The organism is Niallia taxi, assembly GCF_004005475.1.
Lineage (GTDB): Bacteria > Bacillota > Bacilli > Bacillales > Cytobacillaceae > Niallia > Niallia taxi.
Genome location: NZ_RZTZ01000001.1, coordinates 928,697 through 949,133 on the forward strand (window position 1 = coordinate 928,697; position 20,437 = coordinate 949,133).

Below are 20,437 nucleotides of genomic sequence, written 5' to 3' on the forward strand. Positions count from 1 at the left end.
GGACCTCTTTTTTCATACAGTGGAACGGATGACTAGCTTTGCCTTTAGCTCAATTGGAGTTTCCTGCTTCTTCTCCTGAAGCTGCTGAAAAAGCTGAAAGGAACGCCTCCCCATCTCGACAATTGGAAGATCCATTGTTGTCAGCTCAAGAGCTTCTGAAATTGGATGATTATCATAGCTCAACAATGCTAAATCCTCTGGAATATTAAGCTTGTGCCGCCTCGCTTCTGTCATTATACCAGCAGCTACCTGGTCACTCGTTACAAGCAGTGCATTTGGTCTATCCTCTAATTCTAAAAATTCCTTAACGACTCTTTTTCCATCCTCTATCGTCAAACAGCTGTCAAACACCCACTCTTTAGCAACATGCAAACCTAGCTCAGCTAAGCCTTCATAAAAAGCCTTTTCTCTTAGCTTGCTGTTTAAGCTTTTCGCTCTGTTAACACAATAGCCAATTTTTTTGTATCCATTCTCATGGAGAAAATCAATACCTTGTCTAAAGGCGCTGTAATGGTCAATATAAACTGCTGCAATATTTTTTTCTGCAACCTTCTCACAAACAATGATTGGATGCTCTTCTGCATATTTGCGGATAATGTCCATATTTGCAGTGTGGGAACAGATAATCATGCCATCCACCTGCTTGCTTTTTAACTTCTCGAGCGCTTCCATTTCTTTTTTCTCATCATAATTAGTCTGAAAAAGATTGATACTGTAATTATTCTTTAAGGCTGCCTCTCCAATGCCTTCTAAAAGGTTTCCATAATAAGGAACTGCAATATAAGGCACCATAACACCAATCATGCTTGTCTTGCCACGGGAAAGGTGAACAGCATTTAAATTTTGACTGTAATTTAATTTATTTATCGTCTCAAGGACTGCTTTTCTTTTGTCTTCTTTTACATAAGGATGGTTATTTAACACACGAGATACGGTTGTAACAGACACTCCTGATAATTCTGCGATTTTTTTTATATTTCCCATTCGCCCTCTTACTCCCATACGTTTTTGTCTTAATGGTTTCCTATAAAATACCAAGCATCACCAAAATTATCAATGGTGATTTTGAAGTGTTTCCTAACTTGTACCAAATTCTCCTTCTATTTTAGTTAACTTGTCCATATAAATGTACTAATCAGTTTGGACTTAGTTAGGGTGATTGTTTAATGTCTGAAAAAATCAGCGCTATATTAATTGGAAGTCTTCTTATCGGCATTGGTGTAAATGGCTTTTTAGTTCCCCATCATCTTCTTGATGGTGGCCTTATTGGAATAGGACTCATCCTTCATTACCATTATGATATCCCGACAGGCTTGTCGATGATTCTAGTCAGCATACCAATTTATATCATCATTTGGTTTTACAATAAGCGATATATAGCCTATGGATTACTAGGTTTTTTAATTTCATCTGGTATGATTGATGTATTTTCTTTTATGCGTGAAACATTCTCTACTAATATTATCATAAGCTCTGTTATTGGCGGGAGTATCATTGGCATCGGCATTGGGATAATGCTCCGGTTTGATACGAGTACAGGCGGTACCGATATGCTTGCACAAATGCTCGCAAACATTTTCAGATTTCCTGTAGGCATCATTATCTTTATTATAGATGGACTCGTCTTATTAGGCGGATTAAAGATCGTTGGACTCTCTGTTTTAGCTGCTTCGTTTTTAACGATCATATCTGTCGCCATCTTCACAACATTACTTACGAAAAAAATAGCCTCTGCATAAAAATGCTGCACTCCAATTAACGGAGTGCAGCATTTTTACTATTCTTGCTCTTCTGGAATTAAAACCTGCCCAATCTTGCCCATTTTCAGTAATGTTTGCAGGATGGACCGGGAAAGCTGGCTTGGCGGATATGGTTTTACTAAATAGTCATTTGCGCCTAGTGCTATCCCTTTTTCCTTTTCATCTAATGCAGTGGAAACAACAATGGGGATATTTTTCATATTCTCTGAGTTCTTCATTGCCTTCATAATATCCCAGCCATCCATTTTGTTGTCCTCTAGCATGATGTCAAGAACGAGGGCATCCGGCTGCACCTCCTCCATCTTCTTCAGTCCTTCTATGCCATTTTTTGAATAGAAGACATGGAAGTCGCTTTCCTGCAGTTCTTGAATAATAAGCTCTGCCAAGCTGTAGTCATCTTCCACTACCATTACCTTATAACGGACCTTTTCGTCTGCACTTACATCCTTTGTAGATGTCTCCATATTCCACTCGACACTCGGGAAGCTCATGATGAATGTGCTGCCATTGCCATATACGGAATTAATCGTTATATCTCCTTCATGTGCTAACATGATTTCCTTCACAATCGCTAATCCCAAACCAGTTCCGCCAATTTTACGACGGTCTGAATTATCTATTCTATAAAACTTTGTAAACAGTTTATCAAGTGCTGTTTCTGGGATTCCCAAGCCTTGGTCCTTCACAGCAACCTTCAGGTATCCAGCCTCTTGATAGATGCTGATATCTATATTACCGCCGTCAGGTGAATATTTGATAGCATTATTAATAATATTTGTGAACGCCTGCTCAACTTTTGATCTGTCACCAAGGATAAACCTGTTCTTTTGTGAGTTATGAATATTAATCTGATGTTTTGTAATATTAACCTCTTGGTTTTCAACAACTCTTTCTAAGATTGGAAGCAATTCAATATATTTTTTCTCATATGTCTGTTTGCCTGCTTCCATTCGTTGAACATCAAGGAAGTCATTAATTAAAGAGGTTAATCTTTTTGTTTCTCCATAGATTGTGTTCAAATACTTTTTCTGTCTTTCAGGCTTCAAATCACGGTTTATTATTAGCTCTGTAAAGCCGAGTATACTTGCAAGCGGTGTACGAAGCTCATGACTAACAGTGCTGACAAACTCAGACTTCATTTTGTCCACTTCATATTCCATCGTGATGTCTCTGTAGACGAAAACAGTCCCGAATTTTTCGTCCCCTCTGTATAAATGCTCACTATATACTTTGACTATCTTATCTTCCCTCAATTTATAAATGAATGAATCTGTTTGAGAATCCTCCATCGACTGTTTGATATAGGCAATTAATGCATCTGTATCCTCCAGATTTTCTCGCAGCTGTCCTGTCCATTCCTGCCACTTCTGCCCGCCAAGAATCTCTAGCTCGCCCTTATCAGACATAATTTCATAAAACTTGCTGTTCGCATGAATAATATCACCTTTCGTGCTCACTAATTGGATGCCTTCTTGGACGTTGTTAAGAATATCCCTGTTCAAGATTCTATCCTTTTCTGTTTGTTCGAATAAATGAATCTTATCTAATGAAATTCCAATTTGTTTTGCCAAAGCAATAAACTCTTCCATTTCCAATTCCGTGAAGCCACAGGCAAATCTGCTAAGCATCATAATCGCTGAAATATCGCCAGAAGCTGCTAAAATCGGCACATAAAGATCATGTACTCTTCCTGTTTCAAGATGGTAGCCTTTTTCAGACAGATGCAAATCCCTTACGATTGTAAAAGGTGATTTTTCCAATTCAAGGCGATGAAACATCCCCGTATAAAGATGTCTTGTAAATTGCTCTGCTCCTTCATTTGAAATACCGTATGCTGCAAAGGCACTGCTTTCAACCTCTATAATAATTCCTCTGTCAGCACGAACAACGTCACACATATTTACAATGATCCTCTCAAGCACCTCCTGTTTATCAAGAGAGCTTGATAGACCATTAATAAACCTATTTCTGCGCATTAATGCATCTTCATTTAGCTGCACGGTCTCAAGTACCTTTTCTAATTCAAATTGCTGTGCCTGCAGTTCATCCTGCTGTGCCTGCAGCTCTTCATTTTGGGCAAGTAAATCTTGTTCTTTTTCTTGAATGCTTACATACATCTGTTCAAATGCAATCGACAATGTCGCCAATTCATCTTCCCGGTTTTTAACAAGTGTAATTTCTGCTTCATTCCCTTTGGCTACTTCATTTGCTGTAAGTGCAAAATCAGTTAATGGTTTGCCAATTCTCCTTACCATCATTCTGCCGAGAAGTAACACTATTGCTAAAACGATCATGATATATACAAGAAAAGCGACTTGCAGCATGGCAATATGACTTGTAAGCTTACTTACTTCATCAGTCAGCGACTTAGATACCGATTGAAGATAACTTGTTTGCAATTGTTGAAAGGTATTAATTCTATCTGTTGCACCATTATTGGCAATGGAAGCAACAGCATCCTTATCACCAGACTCAAAGTAAGCAATTGCTTCGGGCATAGCTTCATCAAAGTAAAAATGGTAAAAGGACGAAAGTTCTGTTGAAAAACGAATATCCTCCTCAGATATCACCATTTTATCTAATTCATTGATCAGCTTTCTAATATCAGCTTGCTGACTTAATGCTGACTCCTTTAAATTCTCGTTATTATAGGCAAAATACCCTCTGATATTAAACATTGCGCTATTCAGCTTTGTTTCAATCTCTCTTACCGTTGCCTGCTTTTCAACAAGCTCTTTGCGGTTATCAACAAATTCATTGTTAACAGAGTCCTGTAAAAAAACTAATACAAGCCCTCCTAATATAAACAATAGAATGAAAAAGCATATTAAGGCCATAAATTGCCTTGATATGCTTTTTCTAATATAGGAATTAATCTTCATCAAGAATATCCCCTACTTTGTCTAGTAATGCAAGCGGACTAAAGGGCTTCGCCATAAAGTAATCTGCCCCGACTTCTAATATATAATTTTGTTCCGATGCTTGATTTTTTGCTGACAGCATTAATATTTTCAAATGCTTCTTTGCATCATTAGCCCTGACCTTTTGGATTACTTCCAACCCAGTCATAATTGGCATCATATAATCTAATATAATTAAGTCATAGTCATGCTTTTCAATCAGCTGGAGGGCCTCTTCTCCATCTGGCGCTTCATCAACGGTATAATCTTCATCTTCAAGTGTGTCTACTATTAACATTCTCAAAACATCTTCATCTTCAGCCAACAATATTCTCTTCATGTTTTCTCTCTCCCCTAATTCCCTATTTTAGAGAAGGCCTCTTGTAATATATAATAAGATTCTTTTAAACGTTCATGATAGGCAGGTTCTTCCCAATTGTCCCAAGTAAACTGCTTCGTGTTTTCTAAATGAATGTTGTTGTCACTTCCCATTTCAGGCAGTGTTTGCACAATCTTTTTATCCTTTTCCATCACGATAGCCATATGTATACCTTCGATTACTTGGCTGCCTTCCATGCCCTTCTTCCACAAGTCGGCCATTATTTCCTTCTGACTCGGATCTTTGATATTCAATAAAGCCCATGGTATGCGGAGCTCTATTGTCTGCTTATCCTCACTAACACTAATATCGGTAAGGCTGTTAAAATCTTTACTGGTTGGATTGCCATTCCCGTATAATAATTTCCCTGTTTCATACGAATTGAACGGTATCTTTTCCCCTTGAATTTCCAGCTCTTTATTAAGGGCAAGTCTGATTGGATGGTATACACCATTATTCTTTTTACTTGCATAGCTTTCTTTCTTAATCATGTTTAAAAGATGCCCATAATGGAAGTAATAAGAGTCATAGTAGCTGTCGATAAGAATATGTGAATCATTCTTTTCGCCAATTTTAACAGCAAAGTCGACACCAAAATCTGTATTCACTTTTTCTTTTCCTTCTAGTGCTGTACTTTTCTGACCTTGATCTGCAATTGTATCTAACAGGAGATAAGTATGATCTGTTTTAAGGTTAATCGGATCCTTATAATTAATCTTAAAGCTTAGCTGCTGCTCATCTGAAGTAACACTTACATCTTGAACAGTATTTTCCTCCTTGTCAGCTGCAGTATATAATGGCGGAACATTTAGCTTATTCCAATCCTCTGTGCTTCCATCTATATAGATGGTTGGCTCATACTTTCCAGGATCAAAGCTTAACAGGCCGAAATGCTGCTCATTTGTTTGGATATTGGACCAGAACGGCCGTCTGTTTGGATTATCATAATCCATTGTGTTCCATGTTCTTTTAAACCATTCATCCTGCCATGTGAAGACAAGACCACCTGCATATTTCTCGTCGAGTATCATCTGATAAAGGCTCTTGTCAATATTCCCCTGCTCTTTCTCGGAAATAAAGCCTTGATTCATTCCATTAACATTCTCATGCGTTTTCCCCCGCGATGCTGGCACACCAAACTCAGCCACCATTACTGGCATGTCATGCATCTGACGCAGCTGGTTTAAATATGCTGCATAATTACTTTGCTCACCTTGTTTGTTTTTATAGGTGGAATAACTCTTTTCATAGTTCAAAAAGTCTGGATAATACGGATAAACATGATAGGCTGCAAACAGACCTGCATGGAACTTATCTGTTCTCATAATATGGTTTGGATCAACGACTGCCTTGTCTTCGTCCTTACTCGGCTCTGCTGGATGGTCAAGCATGTCTGTTGTCACCCAGTTGGTAAAGCTCATCGTATGCTGCCATTTGTATTGCTTTGCTTCATAATCAGCTGAGTAATCCATCAGCTTCGCAAGCCAAACCTCAAATGGAGATGCCTTTTCTGTCTTAAAGTAAGTGCCTACATAGTTTTTTGCACCCTTATGTTTATCATCCGTATAGTTGACAACATCAGGGTCCCACTCTGTTCCAAGCATAAATCCAAGCACATATGGAGAAACGTCATACTCATACTTACCTGAAGCGTGCCCTGTTCTTTCCGGCAAATCCGCATTTCCATGGATGATGTCAATCATGTTCTTGATTTCTTCCTTCGCATCCGCTGTTACTTCTTTCGAATAAGCGTCTTGCTTTTCTGTCAAAACATCTTCATTAACCCAGGTGCCGTGAATAAGATACAACGGTTCTGTTGCACTTTGGTTATATTCATATAATGCTTGATAAAAGCCTGGGGGATGCAATGTGTAAACCCTGATCGTATTGGCATGCATTGCACCAATTTCTTTAAACCAACGATAATATTCATCCTTTGATATGGATGTTTCACCGGGAAATGCTCCAGGCTTGGAAATCCCCATATTAACACCTTTAATTACGAGGTCTTCCCATTTCCCATCCTTTTTAATCTGAATAAATTCATCATTTGTCTGGCTGTTTGTTTCTATTTGACCAACCTTCACTGTTTCTATATTGCTTTCTTTAGCTGCTGGTTTATGAAGACCATCCTTCAAAATACTCTTCATAATCGGTACATAAGTATTCCAGTAAAAGGACTTTCGATAGGTGATGTATTTTTTCCACGTATCAAACCCGACTGTTTGATACAAACTCGGTACTTCTGCTTCATCTGCATAATCCCCAGCAAAATAATAGGAGGTATATTGTCCATTTGCATTTTGAACAATCGCTGGAAAAGAGCTTGGAATATTATAGCCTTTGAGTTTTTTCTTGCCTGCTTTCGATACTGGCAGTGTGTATTGTGCAAGCACACCATCCTGATCGTTTGCTTCAATAATGTCAAACCAGTAATCATATTGGGATTTCAACTCTTTATGCAAAACAGAGGCGCCTTTTGTCGTTGTTGAAAACTCGACACCAGTATCTGTTAAATCCTTGTTATTCAGAACAACAATATAATCATCTTTATTTATTAAAACAATACCAGAGCCTGTGAAACTCCATTCCTTGCCACTTTGCTCTTTATAGTTATCCCTTACCCAAACAGGAACCTCATCTCCATTCAAATCGGAAAAATTCCTGCCAATCCAGCCACTCCACGATACATTAAGCAGAGTGGTGATTTTTTCTCTTGCCTCGTCACTTGTCGGACTAGCAAATGTATTGAATTCGGCAATTAACGTCTTATTATCTGATTGGAAAAGAGCATTCTCTATTTTGTTAACATCCTTTGTTTCCAACCCGCCATATAATTTATCTGATCTCTCTCCAAGCGAATTACTTCCATAGAATTCCTCTTCATATACACCATACTGATCTGTCAAATACAGTACATCATAATTACTTAAATCGTCAGGAACCTCACTTATCTTGTAATTGTTGTCATCTGTTGGCTTAAAGCCTTTATAATCACTTTGACTGTAATACTTGTCTTTATTTGCCTTCACATATTTTTGGTTATTCAATATGTAAACAAGCCCATTATGCTCCCTATATGTTTTATCTGGAACGGTCTTATCCATTATCAGTACATTCAGTTCCTTCGTCTCCTTCAACTGCCAAAGCCAAAAGGGACTTAAAATGATGGCAACACCAAGTATGATTAACAGGAAAAACAACCATGTAGTCCTTCTATTCATTTAGATACTCCTTTACGACTCATGTCTCCCCAAGACTTCTCCCCTTTAATGAGCTGGAATATCCCTTCACAGCGCCAAAAAACGGTTAATGGCCTGTACCAGAGGGACTCTGTCAGCGAAAAGAAAAACAGCTTCAGCAAATGGGTTACCTTTGGATACTTGCGAAGGCTCCATTCCTCCAATAAAACTGCTGCCATCGAAAAAATCGATCCATATATGCAGGATAATAAAAATATTAAAATGGCAAATTCTAAATAAATACCACCAAAGAAAATCGCAATAACAGCATATATATACCCTAATATTTCTACAATTGGACCTAAAAACTCAATCAACCAAAAATACGGGAAGGAAATCATCCCAATGCTTCCATACCTCGGATTAAATGTCAGCTTTCTGTGATTCCAGAGACTTTCAAACAATCCTCTATGCCATCTGCGCCGCTGTCTTCTTAAGAATTTAATATCCTCAGGAACCTCTGTCCAGCAAACAGGATCTGGAACATAGACAATTCTTTTATTGACTTTTGATTCTTTTAATATTCTGTGAATACGGACAACAAGCTCCATATCCTCTCCAACCGTATCTGTTTGATAGCCGCCAGCCTTAATTACCCATTGTTTAGAAAACACGCCGAAGGCACCGGATATTATCAACAATAAATTATGTTTGCTGAGACCAATTCTGCCCATTAAGAATGCTCTTAAATATTCAATAATTTGCATAATAACAAGAGGATGGTTCGATAAACCAACCTCCAGTATATTTCCGTCCTTAATCTTACAGCCATTGGCAATTCGGATGCTTCCGCCTGAAGCCACTACCTCCTCATTGCTGTCCATAATCGGCTTCATTACCTTCAAGAAAGCATCACTTTCAAGAACAGAATCGCCATCAAGGGAGCATATATAAGGATAGTTAGAAAAGTTCAGTCCCACATTTAAAGCATCTGCCTTCCCTCCATTATCCTTATCTATCAAGAATAGCCTTGGCAAAAGCTTTGATTGATAAATTGCCTTGATTGGCTTTGTTTCCACTTGCTTGCGGACAACCTTTTGAACCTGCTCCATTTCATAATAATCAATCACCTTTTGCAGTGTTTGGTCCTTCGAGCCGTCATTTACGACAATAATCTCATACTGAGGGTAATCAACACTAAGCAACGAGCGAATACTCGGTATGATTCCCGCCTCTTCATTGTATGCAGGTACAATGATAGATACAGGCTTTGTGTACAGCCCATCTGCTATGGCCTCAAAGGATTGCTCCCTATTAAGTTGATATTCTCTGCGAAGCTGCACCATTGATACGATAAGAATTGCTGTGTAAAAAGTAATAATTATAACCATATATATGGAAATAAATCCACCGAAAAACAATACAGCATTTGTCCACCATTCTAAAACCAACTTAATTAGCTCCTTTTATTTGACCTTTATTGATCCATTCCCAAGCCATATCTCTTGCAAAGGGATCTGTGGAATGCTGAAGTACATCTTCAAGCACGACCATTCCAGTCTTAAATTTCATAATTGACTCAGCTGCTTGAGACCTAACCCACCATGACCTGTCATGAAGCAGCTTCTTTAAGAGCAATAAAGCGGTATCCCCTTTAACAAACCCAAGCAGCCTTGCAGCCATCATTCTTTCCTGCCAAACATCTGATTGACATAGTGGCAGATAATTATCTATGCTTGGAACAAATCCAATATTAGAAATGGCCTTTAAAGCTCTTAGTCTTAGCTCTCCTTCATAGGAGTTGAACACATCCTCCAAGAATCGGATATACTCAAGCTCCTTTCTAACACCCACTATGTCAAGAATTGCCAGCTTTAGCTCTCCCACACATTCTTCAAACCGCTCGAGCATGCTCGCAAAGATATCTTTGTCCAATCTTGTCAATATACTTCGATAATCCTTTTCTGCTAAATATTCCTGCTTATTAATAAGTGAAAAGATACCCTCATACTGGAAAGAAGCAAGAATCCGGTATATTTGGATTTTTTCCTCCTTCGATCGCTTAGAATCTGCCTCAGCCAAATGAATCAATTCATCCTTTAGCATTTCAAGTTGGAAGCTTTCAATATGATAAAGTGTATTCATACGCGTGCTCCATTTTCGAGCAGTTACGTTTTTTTGATAATAATCTGTTAAGTTAGCTGCTGCTAGCACTCTTAAGCTTTCCTTCTCCTGTTCACCTTCAAGCACTTCCGTATACTTTGTAAGAAGCTCTTCAAGCGCCTTCTTTTCAAGTAATGACTCAGCAGTAAAGACAAACTCGTTACGTTTGTCCTGAAGAGTTAGAAAGACATCCTGTGCTATATTTTCCTTTATTTCGTTTATCTGTTTACGCCTGCTGTTTTCTAATACCTTTCTAATTACTAGATAAGCAAGGAGTACAAGCAAGATCAGAATGGAACCTGCAGCCACAGCCGCTAATAAAATAATTTCCTTTGCCACGTTAAACCATCCTTTTAATGAGACGGACAATTCTCGCCTGCAGCTCTGTCAAACTAAAAGGCTTTGTCACGTAATCATCCGCTCCAAGCTTCAATGCTTCCGCAATATCATTTTCACTTTTTCTACCAGTCAGCATGAGTACATGAACATTATTGCGGTGCTGGGATTTCTTGACTATTTGTAGAATTTCAAGACCGTCCATAACAGGCATAATCCCATCCAAAATTAAGAAGTGAATTCCATTTTGTGTCAGCCTGTCTGAATCAAGGAATTGCATTCCATCTTCATAGGCTTTCACGTCAAGACTGATATTATCGAACTCCAAGGAGCTAAAAATATTGATTAAGATGGAGCGGATAAGTGCATCATCATCCACAATCGACACATTCAATTGCTTTGTGGCTTTTGAAATCTTGAGCTTATTGGCTGTTTCCACCCTTGCTCTGCCACTCTCCTTCGCCAAATATAACGCTTCATCTGCGGTTTTTATTGCTGAATGCAAGCCTATTTCTTTGTTCTCAATTCGATAGATTCCGGCTGAAAATGTAAGTCGGAAGGTTTGTTCACCGTCTTTAAAGTCTATTTGTGAAAACTCTTCAAGCATACGCTCCAATACTTCTTTTATTTCTGTTTCTGTCGCCCTCTGGAACAAAATCACAAATTCTTCTCCACCATAACGGAAAAGTGTATCTGTACTTCTAATACTTCTTTTCAAAAACTGAGCGAATTCCATCAGCACCTTGTCACCGACAATATGCCCATATGTATCATTGACGCGCTTAAAATAATCAATGTCTAAAACAGCAATTGTTCCGTTAGAATTAAGCCTTGCCATATCACTGATAAACCTACTGTAAGAGTCCTTAAGAAATTTACGATTATATACCTGGGTCAATTCGTCAATTAACACAGATTGGTCGAATATTTTCTTTCTTTCTAAATGCCGTTCCACTCGTATTAAGAATTCCTCGACATCAATCGGCTTCTCAATAAAGTCATCCGCACCCTTTTTGTAAGCCTCAATTCTTGATTCCCTGTCTGTTTTAATACTGCACATTATTTTCGGAATGAATGCTCTATTTGTATGTTTTTGGATAACACTAAGCACCTCAAAGCCAGACTGCTCAGGCAGGTTAATATCAATAATGATGCAATCAGGATGCATATTATAGTATTGCTCTATCGCCTTTTCTGCAGTCGTGTTGGCAATAACCATCCATCCTTTGCTTTCTAATTTATCCTTAAGGAAGATAAGCAGGGAAATGTCATCGTCAATAATTTGAATAAGTGGTGCATCACCATCCCTTAAGTCAGGTGTTTTCCCTATTTCCTCGTGAAAATGTTCATATTCATAGCTAATTTCCATAAGCCCGTTCAAAAAGTCTCTTAACTCTTGGATGGACCACGGGCTTTTTCTATTTTCCACCTTCGCAAGCAGCTCTGAGGAAATGCTGTAAAGCAAATCAAGCTCCAATGTTCCAGATGTCCCTTTAATAGAATGCAAAAATCGATAAACATCCCTATTTTCAATCGATGCTTGCTCATTGTTATCAAACCAGCCTGTAAGCTGATTTTTCATCTTCGTAATCAATATGCTTTTATATTTATCGAAAATCATTTGCCACACCTCATTTACATATTCCCTTACCTAAAAATGTATCTATCTCTGCCGTTCTGTGTTTTGTCTGGTTAGCTTTCCCCTCATAAATAAAAAAAAACCAGCTAAACTCATGAATAACGGCCGGTTGCACTAGTTGCTCCAAACAGCTTAAGTGCCCAAATAAAAGCTGTTTTTCAATGCAGTCCAAAAGGTCTATTATTATCATAAATAAGCTAGTATTATTGATGTTATTGAGATTGAATAATGCTTATTATACATAAATCATGCTGAACTTAAAAGCTGAAATGCGAGAAATACAAAGGAATAATGACCTATTTTTGTTCACGAAAAAAGTCCAAGCTGTTAGGAAAGACTCACAGCATGGACTTTTTTGTTTTATGTTTATAAGGAGCAAAACGAATATACCTAGTACGTATATCCTATCCTGCTTATTTTTGTAATTCTTTATTCTTTCTTGTACAGTTATCCATTGCAGCCATAATTGTTCCCCTAAACTGCAATTGCTCCAATGTGGCGATCGCTTCAATTGTCGTACCACCTGGTGTACAAACCTCATCCTTGAGAATGCCAGGATGCTTACCGGTTTCTAGAACCATCTTCGCTGCACCAAGCAAACTTTGCGCTGCGAGCCGATAAGAGGTTTCTCTCGGGATGCCGCTTCGAACACCACCATCTGCCAGCGCTTCAATAAACAGAAATGCATATGCAGGGGAGGAGCCGCTGATAGCAGGTATAGCATCCATCAAACGTTCTTCCATCACTTCAACCTTACCGAAAGATGAAAAAAGGTCGACAGTATACTGTAATTCTTCTTCCGTTATATTTTTATTCGGACAAATTACTGTCATTCCTTCACCTACTAGGGACGGTGTATTTGGCATTGTTCTAATAATTTTACTACTCATTGATAATTGCTCTTGCATATAAGAAATATCAACCCCAGCAGCAATTGTTACAATGATAGCATCCTCCTTTAAGGATTCCTTAATTTCATTTAATACTTCTGTATGCAAATAAGGTTTTACAGCAAGGACAACAATATCACCGTAAGATGCTGCTACCCTATTATCTGTTGTTGTCTTGATTTCATATTTTTTAGTCACCATTTCAGCAGTAGCTGCTGTTTTCGCACTTGCAATTAACGCCTCATGGCTTGTGAATCCTGCCTTTAGCATGCCGCCGAAAATCGCCTGTGCCATTTTGCCGCTGCCTATAAAACTAATTGTCTTTTTATTCATGTTTACAAACCGTCCTCCTCTATTTATATTCTCTACTTTTACACAGTAAAGAGAGAAAATCAATCCCATTCGGAAAATTGTGATAAGAAGGGGCAATGAGATTTGCAGCGGTATTTCTATTAAATAGAAACGGTAATAAAAAGAGGAGAAACAGATGAAAAGCATTTTAATTTCGCGAGATACCTTATCCGCAAGTTAAAGAGATAAGTTCTGCACTAAACATATATACAGATCTTGCTCATTCCAGTTTCACTGCAGCACTTTATTTTTGTTATAATAGAAGCAATGTTAAATGTTTATCAAAAATCGCTAAAAGCGGGGCAAACATCTCTTAAATTTCATATTCTTTACTAACCTATTCGGTATTTGCTAGACGGCTCATATGATTGTTCTCTGGTAGAAATATGTCATCTGGATTCCTCTGAAATATGCTTGCTATTTTTAGCGCATTATCATATGATAGACCTCTTTTCCCATTCTCAATTTGCCAATAGTAGGACTTCGTGATGCCTAGCTTACTGGCCATTTGCTGATAAGTATAGCCATACTCCTTCCTAATATAGCGCAATTTAATTCTAGTCATCCTATCACCTCTTCCCAGTCATAGCCGTTTTATCTCCTTCTATTATACGTAAACCAGAGGTTAACTTCAACAACCTAATCACTAATTAGTTAACTTATTTGTGAACATTTACTGTTAGCTATAAGTTAACTTATAATAGAAGCATCTTAGAAGAACGGGAGGAAAATATATGAGTTTTCCAGAAAGACTAAAGGCTCTTAGAAAGTCAGCTAATATTTCACAGCAAATATTAGGAGATGCAATGAACGTAACAAAAGTGTCTATTTCTGGATATGAAAATGGCAATCGTAAGCCAGATACGGAAACACTGCAAAATCTCGCAGATTACTTTAATGTAAGCACAGATTATCTTTTAGGAAGATCTGCAGTTATGGAAACTGCTTCACAATACGGCAGCGACATGCACTTAGCAATTCCTGCAGAAGATTACAGTATTCTTGTAGCCCTCCAAAGGTATCCTGATCTTCATCACGCTCTAAAGGAAAACCCAGAAAAGGTTGCCGGGCAATTATTTCGTTTTTGGTCCTTTTTACAGGAAGAAAGCAAACTATAAATCTATGTACGAAGATTTTCCTTAGTACCTTCATTATCCCCCATAAAAAACCTGACTTTGTTTTGGGTTAGAATACACTTAACTTTTTTATGTGCAAAGCGTACAATGATAATAAATCACATAAGAAAGGTTGGTAATAATGACAGACACACTCAAAACAATTCCTCGTCCCCTTGTACGAACAAACCAATGGGTCATATTTCTTTCTACCTTATTTAGCCTGCTCTTTCATTTGCACTGGGTATTGCTCATCCCCCTTATTGCAGGACTGCTTGGCTTACTTTTTAAATGGAATCCAATCATGAAATTTGCAGCTATTTTCCTAAGAAAAAAAAGAAGTGAATATATAGCGGAAGACTGGGATCAGCAGGCATTTAACCAAGTCATTGCTGTAATCTGCCTTGCAGGGGCTGTCCTTTCCTTTCAATTAGGCTGGAGCATCCTTGGAACTGCCTTTACGATAATGGTAGGTCTTGCCTCCATTATTGCTATACTCGGCTTCTGTATTGGCTGCTTTATCCGCTTTCAGTGGAAGCAATACCAGTATCGCAGGAATGCTGCTAAGACAAAATAAAAACGGCAGTCACTGACTGCCGCACTGCCAGAAGCTTTATTCATTCCCTAGCTTTTGGATATTTTCATATATTCCTTGAATGTCCTGCAATGAATTCAGCAGTTCACTGTTTTGAAGAATATCAGGCTGAAAGGTACCTTCCTCGATAGCTGTAATCGCATCCTCGACACCAGCTTGAATTTTTTCATTTTGCGCACTTATTTGCCCATTTAAATCTTCCATTAATTTTGGTACCTCCACTTGATTAAACTCTTCAATTTGCGCTTGAAAATCCTTTAATGTGCTCTCCAGCTTTTCAGCTGTCTCTGGATTTGTAACAGCGTCTTGTGCCATTGCTGGAAGCTCTTCAGCAAATGTTGCTGCCTCATTGGCATACTCTGTTGCTTCATTAACATAAGTAATAGTGTTTTTCGTCTCTTCAACAGGTGAGCAGCCTGCTGCAATTACCAGCAGCATAGGTAAAGCTAACAATAATTTTTTCATTAAAATCACTCCTTTACTTTTTTCCCTTGCGCTTTTCCCATTCTTTTTTTAATAAGGGCAGCCCCTTTTCTTTCAGAATTTTAGCTCCTTCCTTTTGCACATACTTTTTCATAAGCTTTTTTAATGTAGACATTTTTTTCCCTCCCTTCATTAAATTCTATAAAATAGGCATAACAAAAAGACCTCACCAAATAAATGGCAAAGGTCTCACAAACAACATATGTTGCCAACAAAGCCGAGGTCTCACTGACCTGTATTGACGACTTTATTGTCTCAGTTACTCCCCTTTTGACAAAGGATATGTTCATTCAATTATTAGCTATATTATATAATATCATGAAATTTCAGTCAAATAAGCACCTTGTTTAGCTTAGTGCAATAGCAAGACTTATTATTGCTTCCTCATACAATTTCCTACTCCCTTTATCTGAGGCATATGCAAGCAGCAATACAAGTGTATAAACTGCTTTAAACTTAGCAAGCTCCAAGGAAATAGCATCCACCTCTCCATAAATGGCGAAAAATGCTTCCCTTTCTTCTTTATAGATTAAACTATAACAAATCGCCAAATCGATTGCCGGATGGCCGAGATGCACATCGCCCCAATCAATAATCGCAGTTAATTCCTTGTTTTGATTAACAAGCATATTGCCTAAGTGAAGATCACCGTGCACTAGTACATCCCTTTTTGGCACCTCGATTGGCTCAACTTTCTGTGCATAGTTTATCGCCATATGTAGAATCGGACTCTCATTAAGCTCCAACAAATATTTCAGCTTTTCGATCATTCTAGGCTTCCGCTTTTCTATATCGAGGCGGGCAATTGTATCATATGGAACAGATATATCCGTTAGTTTGGCAACAGGTATATGATGGAGACATTTTAGAAACTCTGCAAGTGGCCGAATGAGTTTTGAGCGATTACTTTTATCTAATTCAGCCGGCATATCACCTGGAAGAAATTCATATCCTAAAAAGCTCCATTTATACTCTTTGGATTTTTCACCAAAAAATATTGGCACTGGTATTTTTATCGGTAACAAAGGTTGAAGAAATGGCAGTAAAGCAGCCTCTGTCCTCAAAAGATTCTCCGCTAATTGCCTGCGCGGAAAACGAAACACATATTGGCCATTAACTAAAAATATCGTATTATCAAAGCCTTCCCCCAGTTCCTTAATCGTCTCCATCCATATTTCTGGAACCTGCTTGCCAATTAATCGAACTGCCAATTCCTTTTCTACCACAATCTCTGGTGACCAAGCTTCTCCCATTTTCCCACCTCTTTTTAGGTTTCTTTGTTTCCATACATCAGCTCCGTACTGTGCGAATAAAGTTCAATAATATTTCCGAAGGGATCTTCACAGTATACTAAATGATACGGCTTCCCTGGCCATGTATTCCAAATATCACTTCTAATTGTCCCACCGGTTCTGCTTATTTCCTTTGCCTTTTCTTCCACATTATCAACAACTAAACAAATATGAAAAAAACCAGCTTCGTGTATTTGTCTTTGCTTCATGCTCGTTTTAGGATCTTGAAACTCAAACAGTTCAACCCCTACTTGGTTATCGCCAGTTAAATGAGCATTACGCATTTTTTTAATTTGCTTTCCTAATAAATCATTTGTCATATTTTCACTGTCTTCTTTTTCCTGAGAAAAGGAATATGGTCCAGCGATTAACTTAAAGCCAAGTGTATTTTCATACCAATCAATTGCTTTATCTAAATTATCCACTGCAAGTCCAATATGTGTAATAACTGCCAAAATCATCTCTCCTAATCTTTTTTATATTTCTATATATTCCCATCCCCATTTGAGTCAAACAAAAAAGAGCTGGAATTTATCCAAAGCTCCTATTAATCATTTTTTTATAATAATGTCCTTCGGTTCATCAGCCTTTGTTTTAATAATGAACATTGAAATTAACTGGACAATGGCAATGCAGGCAAGAATTAACCGCATATACATATGCGGTGCAAAGTAAGCACTTATTCCAATGCATATATAGCAGGTGGCCAAAATTTTTATTTTTTGTTTTTTCGTTAGTTCTCCTTTTTTAAACCCTTTAACGTATTCCTCATAAAATCTGGTTGAACGAAAATATGCATTTAGCCTTTCTGAGCTTCGTGTGTAAAAAAATGATGTTAGCAGCAAAAACGGAGTTGTTGGTAGTAATGGCAGAAATATCCCGAGAATACCGATTCCTAAAAATATCGTTCCTAGCACAATATAAATCCATTTATATAATTGCTTCACTTTTCAATATTTGCTCCTTTCATCCAAACGCACTTGATTAATTAGTATTCATTAATATAATAGACCAGATTTTTTTATACCTTTATTATAGACGTATATGAACCTTCTTGAATGATCTTTTTTAATGTATACCCCAAAATTCACTTTTATGTGAACAAATAAAGAATTATTCAATCATTTGATCTTTCCTACCCTTTTTCTCACCTAAATACATAAAAAACTTTACTAGCAATACAGCAATAACAAACTGAAGATAATCAAACAGAAAAATAAAACCCACATTCATCCAGTGATAAAGCTGGATATAGTCAATTGCATTCGCAAAGCCACCAAGCACGATTCCTGTTCCGATGCTTGCGAAAATACCACCAATATACACATTTTTGTTCCGGTTCAAGCAATATTGATATGTCAGCATAAATGTCACCGGAATGAACGATGTGTTAATAGATAAGTTAATATTCATCAATGGTGTAAGTGAAAAGGGATGAAAGACAAGTCCCTTCAATACTGCAACAGAATCTAAATAATTCATCAATGCATGAATGGCAAAGCCAAAGAATAAAATTTGGAAAATCCTTTTACGATCAATGAATATAAGCAAAAGAATAAGTGGCGCTAAGAGGAAAATAATATTAAGCCAGAAATGCCAGTTCTCAAAATCAGCAAAACGCCTCCAATACTCTGTATGAAAGTTATCCCCCTTGACCGTCATTTCCCTCATCTTATCGACCATTTGCTGTTGTTCCTGTTTCATTTACAAACACCCACATTTTTCTTTTTGCTAATTAACATCTCCAAATCACTTCTTAATACTCCCTAACAAGGAAAATAATTGCACTTTTTTAGACTATCTGCCACAATATAAACAGCATATATTTCCATATTTTAAAAATGGAGGTAATTACATGAACAAAATCCATGAAACACAAATTGATGAAACTAAATATGTAAACAATAAGGAAGAAATATTTGTGCCCTCTGAATTTAAAGCAGCACAGCAAGTAACTGGCGATCGTTTCCCAGAGCAGGATTATAATGTCAGTACATTCCCAAAGCCTGTCCGATATGCCGGCTATGTGCTTGCCGCCTTTCTTGTCATAATGGTTGGCTTCACCCTTTTTGCTATGTGGTTGTAATAGGCAGACACTAGTTAGTGGAACTGTCTTTTTTTTAATAGTTTTCAAAAAAAAAGGCATTATAATCCAAAAAAATATCGTCTTTCGAATGATATTTTTCAGAGTAAAATGCCTCTTTACTTTTATTTAGCAAGTGCCTCACTCAAAAAAGCAGTTAAATGCTCAACATTAGTTATTTGCTGATTGCATTCGGTACTGTCTGTACAAATTAAATTACCAATCGCTTTATAGTAATCTGGATTTTTTGACTTTTTTGCTTTGGTGATAGTAGAAAAATAGGATACCTCTGTGAAGCAGTTACAAAAGGTGCAAAGATTTTTTTTACTTGTTGGCGTTAAACTGCCTTCAATGCCGACGAGCTTTCCATTCAACTCATAGACAATAAACTTTTTATTCGACCTTAAATCATTCCAGCATAAATAAGTAAGCTTGCTGTAATCTATACTCTCTAAATCAGGCAGCTTTAGTTTTTTTTGCTTTGGAAACATTTTTTTCAGCTGCTGCTCGGTAACTAATGGAAAGGGTAATAAATAGGTTGCAAGACCCTCGATATATTGATTATATTCTTTATCTGATTTTAGTTTCGAAATATCCAGCATGTTTTGTTGTTCCATTGATGCATTTGGAAAAAGGGCAGAGATTCTGCTATTAGCTAAATCAATCACAGCCATTAACACTTTTTCAGGTACATTTTTTTTCATGCTATCGTTTATTAAAGCAATCTGGCTTTTCACATAATTAAACTGTTCATTATTGATAAACTTGTTAGTCATTTCGTATCTCCATTTCATTATTTCTATCCTTATTCTAAATGCTGGTACGTCTTGCTTAAATGGATAAAATAACTTAGAAATGTTTTTTACATAAAAAAGGCACTGATGTAAGCATCAGTGCTTTTTATGTGAATAAACTATTTTCTTTATCGTTTCTAAAGAAAGATAATATTCCTCCGCTAATTGAGGAATACTTCTGCCTTCTATAAAGGAATTTCTTATTTTGGCATTGCGGCAATCGAGCTGCTGCCTTCCTCCACTTGAACTTCCCCATTCCCGATATTCTGATTGCTGCTTAGGAATATATAGAGTCTCTCCCTGAATATATTTCTGGATTTCCAAAATGAGCTTTTCAGGAAGTACCTTATTTGCATTTGTATATTTCAATTTCGCTCCACCCCTTATTTATTTATGAATAAAAGGAGCAAAGCCAAAATTATTAGAAAAGCTTATTAAGCGATATGTTAATTATTTCGCCCCATGCAAAGTATCG

20 protein-coding genes and 1 riboswitch are annotated in these 20,437 nt (G+C 37.4%); of the genes, 4 read left to right on the plus strand and 16 right to left on the minus strand.

The annotated features are described in order from the left end of the window. Positions 1 to 12 precede the first annotated feature (12 nt). Positions 13 to 984, minus strand: coding sequence for a LacI family DNA-binding transcriptional regulator (locus EM808_RS04555; protein WP_127736472.1), 972 nt, complete (start codon positions 982 to 984; stop codon positions 13 to 15). A 182-nt stretch (positions 985 to 1,166) separates the two neighbouring features. On the opposite strand from EM808_RS04555, the gene EM808_RS04560 reads away from it, so the two are divergent. Beyond that, positions 1,167 to 1,739, plus strand: coding sequence for a YitT family protein (locus tag EM808_RS04560; RefSeq protein ID WP_127736475.1), 573 nt, complete (start codon positions 1,167 to 1,169; stop codon positions 1,737 to 1,739). A gap of 38 nt (positions 1,740 to 1,777) precedes the next feature. Here the strand turns inward: EM808_RS04560 and EM808_RS04565 are convergent, their stop codons facing one another. The 8 genes from EM808_RS04565 to EM808_RS04600 form a co-directional block, all read right to left on the minus strand. Then, positions 1,778 to 4,642 carry an ATP-binding protein gene (locus EM808_RS04565; protein WP_127736478.1) on the minus strand — a complete coding sequence of 955 codons (2,865 nt, stop codon included), beginning with the start codon at positions 4,640 to 4,642 and terminating at the stop codon, positions 1,778 to 1,780. Then, entirely contained in the window at positions 4,632 to 5,000 is a 369-nt protein-coding gene (locus EM808_RS04570; RefSeq protein ID WP_127736481.1) for a response regulator transcription factor, read from the minus strand. Before EM808_RS04570 ends, EM808_RS04565 begins: the two co-directional genes overlap by 11 nt. Positions 5,001 to 5,014: 14 nt before the next feature. Then, entirely contained in the window at positions 5,015 to 8,263 is a 3,249-nt protein-coding gene (locus EM808_RS04575) for a hypothetical protein (protein WP_127736484.1), read from the minus strand. Beyond that, positions 8,260 to 9,612: a glycosyltransferase family 2 protein gene (locus EM808_RS04580; RefSeq protein ID WP_127736748.1), complete on the minus strand. Its 1,353-nt coding sequence runs from the start codon at positions 9,610 to 9,612 to the stop codon at positions 8,260 to 8,262. Before EM808_RS04580 ends, EM808_RS04575 begins: the two co-directional genes overlap by 4 nt. Positions 9,613 to 9,673: 61 nt before the next feature. Continuing rightward, positions 9,674 to 10,723 (minus strand): HEAT repeat domain-containing protein, encoded by a 1,050-nt coding sequence (locus tag EM808_RS04585; RefSeq protein WP_127736487.1) that lies wholly within the window; start codon positions 10,721 to 10,723, stop codon positions 9,674 to 9,676. A gap of 1 nt (position 10,724) precedes the next feature. Next, on the minus strand, positions 10,725 to 12,341 hold the full coding sequence (locus EM808_RS04590) for a GGDEF domain-containing response regulator (protein WP_127736490.1): 1,617 nt from the start codon (positions 12,339 to 12,341) through the stop codon (positions 10,725 to 10,727). Between the two features lie 113 nt (positions 12,342 to 12,454). Beyond that, positions 12,455 to 12,538, minus strand: a riboswitch (cyclic di-GMP riboswitch). A 234-nt stretch (positions 12,539 to 12,772) separates the two neighbouring features. Further along, a complete protein-coding gene (gene proC, locus EM808_RS04595; protein WP_127736493.1) occupies positions 12,773 to 13,582 on the minus strand; it encodes a pyrroline-5-carboxylate reductase in 810 nt (269 codons plus the stop codon). A gap of 355 nt (positions 13,583 to 13,937) precedes the next feature. Next, the gene (locus EM808_RS04600) at positions 13,938 to 14,165 is read right to left on the minus strand and encodes a helix-turn-helix transcriptional regulator (RefSeq protein WP_127736496.1); all 228 of its coding nucleotides are present in this window, start codon (positions 14,163 to 14,165) and stop codon (positions 13,938 to 13,940) included. Between the two features lie 169 nt (positions 14,166 to 14,334). Between EM808_RS04600 and EM808_RS04605 the strand changes: the two genes are divergently transcribed. Together EM808_RS04605 and EM808_RS04610 are read left to right on the plus strand one after the other, a co-directional pair. Further along, positions 14,335 to 14,718 (plus strand): helix-turn-helix domain-containing protein, encoded by a 384-nt coding sequence (locus EM808_RS04605; protein WP_127736499.1) that lies wholly within the window; start codon positions 14,335 to 14,337, stop codon positions 14,716 to 14,718. A 139-nt stretch (positions 14,719 to 14,857) separates the two neighbouring features. Continuing rightward, positions 14,858 to 15,292: a DUF4395 domain-containing protein gene (locus EM808_RS04610; protein ID WP_127736502.1), complete on the plus strand. Its 435-nt coding sequence runs from the start codon at positions 14,858 to 14,860 to the stop codon at positions 15,290 to 15,292. A gap of 36 nt (positions 15,293 to 15,328) precedes the next feature. On the opposite strand, the gene EM808_RS04615 is transcribed toward EM808_RS04610, so the two are convergent. The 5 genes from EM808_RS04615 to EM808_RS04635 all read right to left on the minus strand — a co-directional run bounded on the left by EM808_RS04615 (position 15,329) and on the right by EM808_RS04635 (position 18,789). Further along, on the minus strand, positions 15,329 to 15,775 hold the full coding sequence (locus EM808_RS04615; protein ID WP_127736505.1) for a DUF6376 family protein: 447 nt from the start codon (positions 15,773 to 15,775) through the stop codon (positions 15,329 to 15,331). A gap of 365 nt (positions 15,776 to 16,140) precedes the next feature. Continuing rightward, a complete protein-coding gene (locus tag EM808_RS04620) occupies positions 16,141 to 17,046 on the minus strand; it encodes a phosphotransferase (protein ID WP_127736508.1) in 906 nt (301 codons plus the stop codon). A gap of 14 nt (positions 17,047 to 17,060) precedes the next feature. Further along, the gene (locus EM808_RS04625; protein WP_127736511.1) at positions 17,061 to 17,540 is read right to left on the minus strand and encodes a VOC family protein; all 480 of its coding nucleotides are present in this window, start codon (positions 17,538 to 17,540) and stop codon (positions 17,061 to 17,063) included. Positions 17,541 to 17,636: 96 nt separating this feature from the next. Further along, a complete protein-coding gene (locus tag EM808_RS04630; RefSeq protein WP_127736514.1) occupies positions 17,637 to 18,032 on the minus strand; it encodes a YbaN family protein in 396 nt (131 codons plus the stop codon). 166 nt (positions 18,033 to 18,198) lie between these two features. Continuing rightward, on the minus strand, positions 18,199 to 18,789 hold the full coding sequence (locus EM808_RS04635; RefSeq protein ID WP_127736517.1) for a hypothetical protein: 591 nt from the start codon (positions 18,787 to 18,789) through the stop codon (positions 18,199 to 18,201). Between the two features lie 151 nt (positions 18,790 to 18,940). On the opposite strand from EM808_RS04635, the gene EM808_RS04640 reads away from it, so the two are divergent. Then, positions 18,941 to 19,171: a hypothetical protein gene (locus tag EM808_RS04640; protein ID WP_127736520.1), complete on the plus strand. Its 231-nt coding sequence runs from the start codon at positions 18,941 to 18,943 to the stop codon at positions 19,169 to 19,171. Between the two features lie 122 nt (positions 19,172 to 19,293). Here the strand turns inward: EM808_RS04640 and EM808_RS04645 are convergent, their stop codons facing one another. After that, on the minus strand, positions 19,294 to 19,944 hold the full coding sequence (locus tag EM808_RS04645; protein WP_127736523.1) for a FusB/FusC family EF-G-binding protein: 651 nt from the start codon (positions 19,942 to 19,944) through the stop codon (positions 19,294 to 19,296). A gap of 114 nt (positions 19,945 to 20,058) precedes the next feature. Then, positions 20,059 to 20,331: a CD3324 family protein gene (locus tag EM808_RS04650; RefSeq protein WP_127736526.1), complete on the minus strand. Its 273-nt coding sequence runs from the start codon at positions 20,329 to 20,331 to the stop codon at positions 20,059 to 20,061. Positions 20,332 to 20,437: the final 106 nt, after the last annotated feature.